Annotated in this window: 10 protein-coding genes; 8 read left to right on the top strand and 2 right to left on the bottom strand. The window is 37.0% G+C overall.

Features of this window, described 5'->3' with window-relative positions; translation table 11 throughout:
- Window positions 1-848 (bottom strand): hypothetical protein (locus ACKI2P_RS00480; protein WP_407374196.1); only part of this gene is annotated, 848 nt, incomplete at its 3' end.
- 229 nt (window positions 849-1,077) lie between these two features.
- Window positions 1,078-1,281, bottom strand: a complete 204-nt coding sequence (locus tag ACKI2P_RS00475; protein WP_407374193.1) for a hypothetical protein — start codon at window positions 1,279-1,281, stop codon at window positions 1,078-1,080.
- A 96-nt stretch (window positions 1,282-1,377) separates the two neighbouring features.
- Here ACKI2P_RS00475 and ACKI2P_RS00470 point away from each other — a divergent pair, with 96 nt between their 5' ends.
- From ACKI2P_RS00470 to glmS, 8 genes are all read left to right on the top strand, one after another.
- Entirely contained in the window at window positions 1,378-1,740 is a 363-nt protein-coding gene (locus ACKI2P_RS00470; protein WP_407374192.1) for a flagellar protein, FliL, read from the top strand.
- 6 nt (window positions 1,741-1,746) lie between these two features.
- Window positions 1,747-2,031, top strand: a complete 285-nt coding sequence (locus tag ACKI2P_RS00465) for a hypothetical protein (RefSeq protein ID WP_407374190.1) — start codon at window positions 1,747-1,749, stop codon at window positions 2,029-2,031.
- A gap of 49 nt (window positions 2,032-2,080) precedes the next feature.
- Window positions 2,081-2,632 (top strand): hypothetical protein, encoded by a 552-nt coding sequence (locus ACKI2P_RS00460; protein WP_407374188.1) that lies wholly within the window; start codon window positions 2,081-2,083, stop codon window positions 2,630-2,632.
- Between the two features lie 136 nt (window positions 2,633-2,768).
- Entirely contained in the window at window positions 2,769-3,500 is a 732-nt protein-coding gene (gene purC / locus ACKI2P_RS00455) for a phosphoribosylaminoimidazolesuccinocarboxamide synthase (RefSeq protein ID WP_407374186.1), read from the top strand.
- Between the two features lie 9 nt (window positions 3,501-3,509).
- Window positions 3,510-3,776, top strand: coding sequence for a phosphoribosylformylglycinamidine synthase subunit PurS (gene purS / locus ACKI2P_RS00450; protein ID WP_407374185.1), 267 nt, complete (start codon window positions 3,510-3,512; stop codon window positions 3,774-3,776).
- 9 nt (window positions 3,777-3,785) lie between these two features.
- Complete coding sequence (purQ, locus tag ACKI2P_RS00445) at window positions 3,786-4,430, top strand: phosphoribosylformylglycinamidine synthase subunit PurQ (protein ID WP_407374183.1); 645 nt, start codon at window positions 3,786-3,788, stop codon at window positions 4,428-4,430.
- A gap of 9 nt (window positions 4,431-4,439) precedes the next feature.
- A complete protein-coding gene (gene cobA, locus ACKI2P_RS00440) occupies window positions 4,440-5,156 on the top strand; it encodes a uroporphyrinogen-III C-methyltransferase (protein WP_407374181.1) in 717 nt (238 codons plus the stop codon).
- A 5-nt stretch (window positions 5,157-5,161) separates the two neighbouring features.
- On the top strand, window positions 5,162-6,946 hold the full coding sequence (glmS, locus tag ACKI2P_RS00435) for a glutamine--fructose-6-phosphate transaminase (isomerizing) (protein WP_407374179.1): 1,785 nt from the start codon (window positions 5,162-5,164) through the stop codon (window positions 6,944-6,946).
- Window positions 6,947-7,169: the final 223 nt, after the last annotated feature.

Below are 7,169 nucleotides of genomic sequence, written 5' to 3'. Positions count from 1 at the left end.
GGTTCTTTGAGGCGGTCAGATATTTCTTCTGCGCTCATTCCTGATTCTAATAGACTTTTTATTGTTTCTTCTTTTCCTTTAATTGTTCCTTCTTTTATTCCTTCTTTTATTCCTTCTTTTATTCCTTCTTTTATTCCTTCTTCTTTTCCTTTTTGCTCTTTTCTTTCACCATACTCATGTATCAAACTCATATTATCACCCAAAGCGTCACATAATATATTTCTTTCTTCCTCATCACTCACATACTTGTCTACGGTCAGCCATGCAATTCCATATGAAAGGTCTTTTAGGGAAGTCGTGATGTTTTTCAATTCAAGTAGATTATTTACAATCGGTTTAATATATATTTCTAGTTCATCTCTTTTAATAATTGGTACTAATGAATACAATACTAGTTCCCTTCCGGAAATTTTTTCATGTTTTTGGATTTTTGGCTCAACGATGCTGATTATTTCATCACCGTCGAGTTCATTCAATCCGACAATATCATAATTGAACTCGTTTTGTGAGTTATATCTATAATGAACTGTTTTGGAATCTTCTGCTGAGCTTAACACCATCAGATTCACTTCCTTTTCGTTTTCCTTTTCTCTGTTCGTTACGGCAACATATGTCAGTCCTCGTGCGGAAAAGTTATCATCAACTTTTTTGCTTTGCAGTTCGAGGATGAGATTTTCAAAATCCAGTTCAAGAATTATGTCCGGTTTGAAGTCTTTTGGATCTAATAATCTCAATTCCTTTGTCCAGATATGTACTTTTTTCGATTTTATTCCCATAATATCAAGCAAAATCCTTGCATCTTCATCATTTACATTCTTGAATATCTTGTCTTGGGTAAATGCTGTCATCCAAACACCTCCTAATTTATAGTAATACTTTGAAAAAATTCTTATAAATTATTTGATAATTGAATAAAATCATATTAACTTATATTAGATGGTTTTATGGGATAAATTATGGGTATTGGAGTAAATATTTAGATTTAAGGTAAATTTTACTAATTCAAAGCAATATTTACTTGATTTCATATTAAAAATAGTGTAATTAATCGGTTGAAATAAATTAAAAATAGGTTAATCATATCGAAACGCTACCAGAAGCATCAAAATCCAATGCTTCCATGTGTCTTAAAAGGGCATCATCAGTATCCGCATCAATTCCATCATCGCTACTGTCAAGGCTTTTGGAACTTTCAGTATTCTCAGTATAAATCGCTCCGACAATAAGACCCAAAATGCAGAGGAGAAATATCAGAAGTATTGTGGCATTTTTCATATCCATGTTTTATATTATAATGTTTGTCTTATATAAAATAATGGAAAAGTATTTTAATGACCATATTCATAATGTAAATGAAAACTTAAAAGAGGTGATAATATGAAAGGCTTTATTTTAGTCGTAATAGGTATTATTGCAGCGTTACTGATTGTTGGTGGGGCTGTAGCGTACTCTTTTATGAATGAATTAGGTGTTAATATGAATGATATCGATTCAAATGTAATGAACAAAGTAAAAGATAAAGTAAGTAATGTTGCATCTTCTGAGAGTTCTGACTCTTCACAGTCAGGCGGTAGCGACATTATAAGTGAAGTAGTCAAATTTAACGGACAAAAAGGTGAAGGCCATTATCGTGAAGTCACCTACAAAGACGGTGGTTTCAGACAGTACGACACCGAAACTGGTGAACTTATAGGTTCTTCATACGATTCAGATCAGGAAAATCTTCCAAGCATGCAATGATTTAAAATGTTATTCAAGGAACTGTTGAATCATTTCAGCATTGATGAGGAATTTCCGGATTATCTTTTGGACGAATCCTTCAACAAAATATTTCTTGATGGGGATTTTTCCAAAATAGATAATTCCTATAAAATCGAAATTACAACACGCCAGGACGTAACCCATACGATGATAATCAATCCTCAGGATGAATTTCCGGTGATTGTCATCTCAAAGTTGCCGAATGGTCGTCTAAACGGTATCAAGTTTGGCCGCTCAAAAGGGCAATTAGCATATATCAATGAAATTTAATATATCTAACATGAACACTAAACTGATACTGTTGATATCTATTTTTTTAATGTTTTTTTCAATATCTTCAGTCTGCGCTTCGCAAAACACAACCGATTCTGTCAGTGATGATGTAAATTCATCCAAAATGAATACTCATATCGTTTCAGGCGACATCACAGGTGAAGAAGGGGATTCTGTCTATTTTTCAGTGGATATACTTGATGAAAATGAAAATCCTGTAATGAACGGATCTGCAACGCTGTCTTTGAATGGTAAAAACTATGAAAGCAAAGTTTTTAACGGAACCGCATCATTTGGAGATATTGAAATTAAAAAAGGCATGAAACAGGGCATAATATATTATCATGGAAACGAATACTATAACGATTCTACACAAACTGTTGACATATATCTGGTTGAAGAGTCATATAAGGACATTCCAATTTATGATGATGATTTGGATATTGATGTTTCCAAACAAACAGAAAATCATGCGCAAAGGCAAATTGGGGCTGTCAAGGCCATAGATGATAGTCGAGCAACAGGTAATCCCATAGCATTGGCTCTGTTAGGTCTTTTTGTCATAACTTCAAATCTGATTTTCAAACGTAAAAGATAATTTCATATTTTTTTTTAATTTGCATGTATTTTAAAATACAAAATTCAATCTTATTTTGAACCCATTTTTTAAATAGTATTATATAATATTTACACTAAAAATTATAATATAATAATTTAATAATTTTGTTGATATCATGGACAAAAAAGAGTTAATTAATTCTGGAAAAGTAAAAAGTGTCTTCACCACTGAAGATGACGACAAGGTCATCATAGAATTCAGGGATGATATGACTGCCGGTGACGGAGAACGTAAAGAAGTTATGAAAAAGAAAGGTGCATACAACGCAGTAATCTCTTCAAAAATATTTAAGGTACTGGAGGAAAACGGCGTTGCAACCCAATTCATTGACCTTCCTGAACCAAATGTAATGCTTGCCAAAAAGCTTGAAATGATTCCTATTGAAGTGATCGTTAGAAACATCGCAACAGGAAGTCTTGTTCGCAAATACCCAATTGAAGACGGTACCAAACTTGACCCTCCTCTTGTTCAGATGGATTTCAAGGATGACGAATATCACGACCCGATGCTGAACCGTTCCATCATCAGGGCATTAGGCATTGCAACAGATGAAGAAGTCGACATCCTAACTGAAAAGGCTTTGAAAATCAATGAGATTTTAACCAAATTCTTCGCAGATGCCGGAATAATACTTGTTGACTACAAAGTCGAGTTTGGAAAGGACAAAGACGGAAACATCATTCTAGGTGATGAAATCTCCCCTGATGGATGCAGGCTTTGGGACAGTGAAACCATGGACATGCTTGATAAGGAACTGTTCAGAAAAGGAAAGGACGATGAAGTTATGGAAGCCTACGTAGAGGTATACAACAGAATTATTCCCGATGATGAAAAATTTGATTTTTAGGTGATTTAGATGTTATTTGATATTGAAGTAAAGATTTCCCTTAAAAGCGGAATGTTAAACCCTGAAGCAACAACCATTGAAAGGTCCCTTGAACTTTTAGGTTACGAAGTTAAAAACGTAAAAACCGATGAAATCATCAAGTTCCAAATGGAAGGAGAAGACAGAGAAGTAATCAGGGCAAACGTTGTTGACATGTGCGAAAGACTTTTATGCAATCCTGTAATTCATGATTACAAAATCAATGTCATTCCACAGAACATGGCATGCGGCAAATAAGGTGAGAGCATGAAAATTGGTGTAATTAGATTTCCGGGAACCAACTGTGACAGGGATGTTGCCCAGGCTATTGAACTTGCCGGATTAACTCCCGAATACATCTGGTGGAGCGAAGAGGACTTAACCGACTATGACGGTATCGTAATTCCCGGCGGATTTTCATACGGTGACTACTTGAGAGCAGGTGCAATGGCGTCAATCACTCCTGTCATTGACGGAATCAAGGCTCTTGTTAAAGAAGAAAAACCTGTTTTGGGAATATGTAACGGAGCACAGATTTTAGGTGAAATCGGACTGGTGCCTGGAATTTTCATCACAAATGAATATCCTAAATTCAACTGCGAATGGGTTGATTTGAAGGTTGGAACCTCAAGAACTCCATTTACAAAGGCATTCAAGGCTGGCCAAAATATTTCACTTCCGATTGCGCATGCAGAAGGAAGATTCTACACAGAAGACATTGACCTTCTAAAAGACCAGGACCAGATTGTGCTTCAGTTTGAAGGCAAAAACCCTAACGGTTCAATGGAAGCGATTACAAGCGTCTGTGACGAGTCAGGTCTTGTTTGCGCAATGATGCCTCACCCTGAAAGGGCATGTGAAGAGATATTTGGTTCAGCAGACGGTTTAAACTTCTTTAAAGGATTTTTATAAAGTGATAAGATGGTAGTTTATTTAATTGGTGCAGGCCCAGGGGATGCCGATTTGATTACTCTCAAGGCGGTCAAGACCTTAAACAAGGCGGATGTCGTACTTTATGATTATCTGGCCAATGATGAGATATTGGCCCATGCGCCTGAAGATGCGGAAAAAATTTATGTCGGAAAAAAGGCAGGAGAGCACTACAAGACACAGGATGAAATCAACGACCTGATTGTCGAACAGGCCAAAAAGCATGAAAATGTAGTAAGGCTCAAAGGTGGAGATCCTTTTGTATTCGGTCGTGGCGGTGAAGAAATATTGGCTTTAATGGAACATGATATCAAATTTGAAGTAATTCCTGGTGTGACTTCTGCTATCGGAGCGCCAACATCATTAGGACTACCGGTAACTCACAGGGCAGTGGCAACATCAGTCACCATTGTAACCGGCCATGAAGACCCGACAAAATCAGAAAGCCAGGTGCACTGGGACTACACTGCAGATACATTAGTTATTTTAATGGGAATTGGAAATATCCGGGAAAATACATCTGAAATCATGAAGTACCGCTCCCCTGACACTCCAGTTTGTGTCGTTGAAAGCGGAACACTTCCTGATGAGAATGTCGTATTCGGAACACTTGAGGATATTTCCGATAAAGAGATTAACACACCGGCCATTTTAATAATAGGGGATGTTGTAAATCTCTACAGGGACATTTATGATTATCAAAGGTGATTAGAGTGTGTGGAATTGTAGGTTGTATATTAAAAGAGGAAGAGGATGTAGCACCAATTCTTTTTGACTGCATCTCAAAGCTTGAATACAGGGGATATGACTCAATCGGGCTTGCAACATTCAGTGAAGGAAAAATTCACATCAAAAAGGACAAGGGTAAAATTAAAGAGGTCGACAAAAGCTTAAATCTCAGGGATATGCCTGGTAATTTTGGAATAGCTCATGTCCGCTGGGCAACACACGGAGACCCATCCAAGCTGAATGCTCACCCTCATGTCGATGAGGAAAATCAGGTGGCAGTCGTTCACAACGGAATCATTGAAAACTATCTGGAAATAAAGGAAAAGCTGATTTTGGAAGGTCACGTATTCAAATCAGAAACCGATACTGAAGTGATTCCTCATCTGATAAGCAAGTTCATGGCGGAAAAGTTCGATTTGGAGCATGCCGTGAGAAAAACCATAGATATAATAGAAGGGGCCTATGCGATTGCGGCTATCAGTTTAAATGAACCGGATAAAATAGTTGCAACACGAAAGGACTCTCCGCTTATTGTAGGTTTGGGTGAAAAAGGATATTACCTTGCATCTGACTCTCCGGCTATTTTAAAATACGCAAAAGATATAATCTATCCTGAAAAAGGTGAAATAGTAATCATTGACAGGGATGGTGTAGTGGTTCATGACGAGTTTGACAATGTTGTAAACAAGGACATTGAAACCATCAACTGGACTCCGGAAATGGCTGAAAAGGAAGGCTATGACCATTTCATGATAAAGGAAATCAACGAACAGGCAACTGCTGTGAGAAACACACTGACCCAAAAGGAAAACATTCAGGAGATTATCGACGATATAGGTGATGTTCAGAGAATCTGTTTTGTCGCTTGCGGAACATCATATCATGCTTCACTTACCGGAAAATATCTTATAGAATCCCTTGCAGGAATTCCGACAGACGTTATTCTGGCATCTGAGTTCAAATATTCTGCAAACACTCTGAATGAAAAGACACTTGTCATTTTCATCTCACAGTCAGGTGAAACCGCAGACTCCCTCAAGGCATTGGACGTTGCCAATCAGACTTCAATCACATTGGGTATTGTCAATGTAGCAGGTTCTGCCATTACAAGAAGGGCTCAGTACGTTATCCAGACACAGGCAGGTCCTGAAATCGGTGTTGCAGCAACAAAAACATATGTTGCACAGCTAACATCAATCTATCTTCTGGCAGCATTGATTTCCAAAAACGAAGATCTTCTCAGAGAACTTGACAGGGTGCCGGTTTTCATCGATGAGGTATTGGATGAAGTCGATAATGTAAAGGAACTTTCAAAAAGATATAACTATGCACGTGACTTTTTCTACCTCGGAAGAGGATATTCATATCCTACTGCTCTTGAAGGTGCGCTTAAACTCAAGGAAATCACATACATTCACGGTGAAGGATATGCTGCAGGTGAGCTAAAGCACGGCCCTCTTGCATTGATTGACGAGGGAATTCCTGTAGTTGTAATTATTCCTCCGGGGGATAACTACAGAAAAACCATGAGCAATCTTGAAGAGGTCAAATCCCGTGGAGCAAATGTTCTTGCAATAGGTTCAGCAGATGACGAATCACTTAAAAGCAAGGCAAATGCGGTTATTCCAATCAATGATGAGGTTAAGGAGATTATTGCGCCTTTGGTATATATTGTTCCGCTGCAGCTGATTGCATACTATATTACACTTGAAAAAGGCCATGACCCTGACAAACCTAAAAACCTTGCAAAATGTGTTACAGTGGAATAGAGTGATTTTTTCACTTTTTTCACAATTTTATTTTTTTTCTTATTTGAGCTTTAAATTTTGTTTCAAGGCATTTTAATATGTCATATCTGATTTTAAGGAAATTTTACACATAAAACTTTTTTTAATTCATTTAAATATATGGATATCTGATTTATAAATTGTTCACTTTATAAATGTAAAGTTTGCACTAACTTATAATTAAAATATTAAATTCAATTAAAAT

The organism is Methanobrevibacter sp., assembly GCF_045541095.1.
In the GTDB taxonomy this organism is placed as follows: Archaea; Methanobacteriota; Methanobacteria; order Methanobacteriales; family Methanobacteriaceae; genus Methanocatella.
This window is presented reverse-complemented; position numbering and strand designations above follow the sequence as displayed.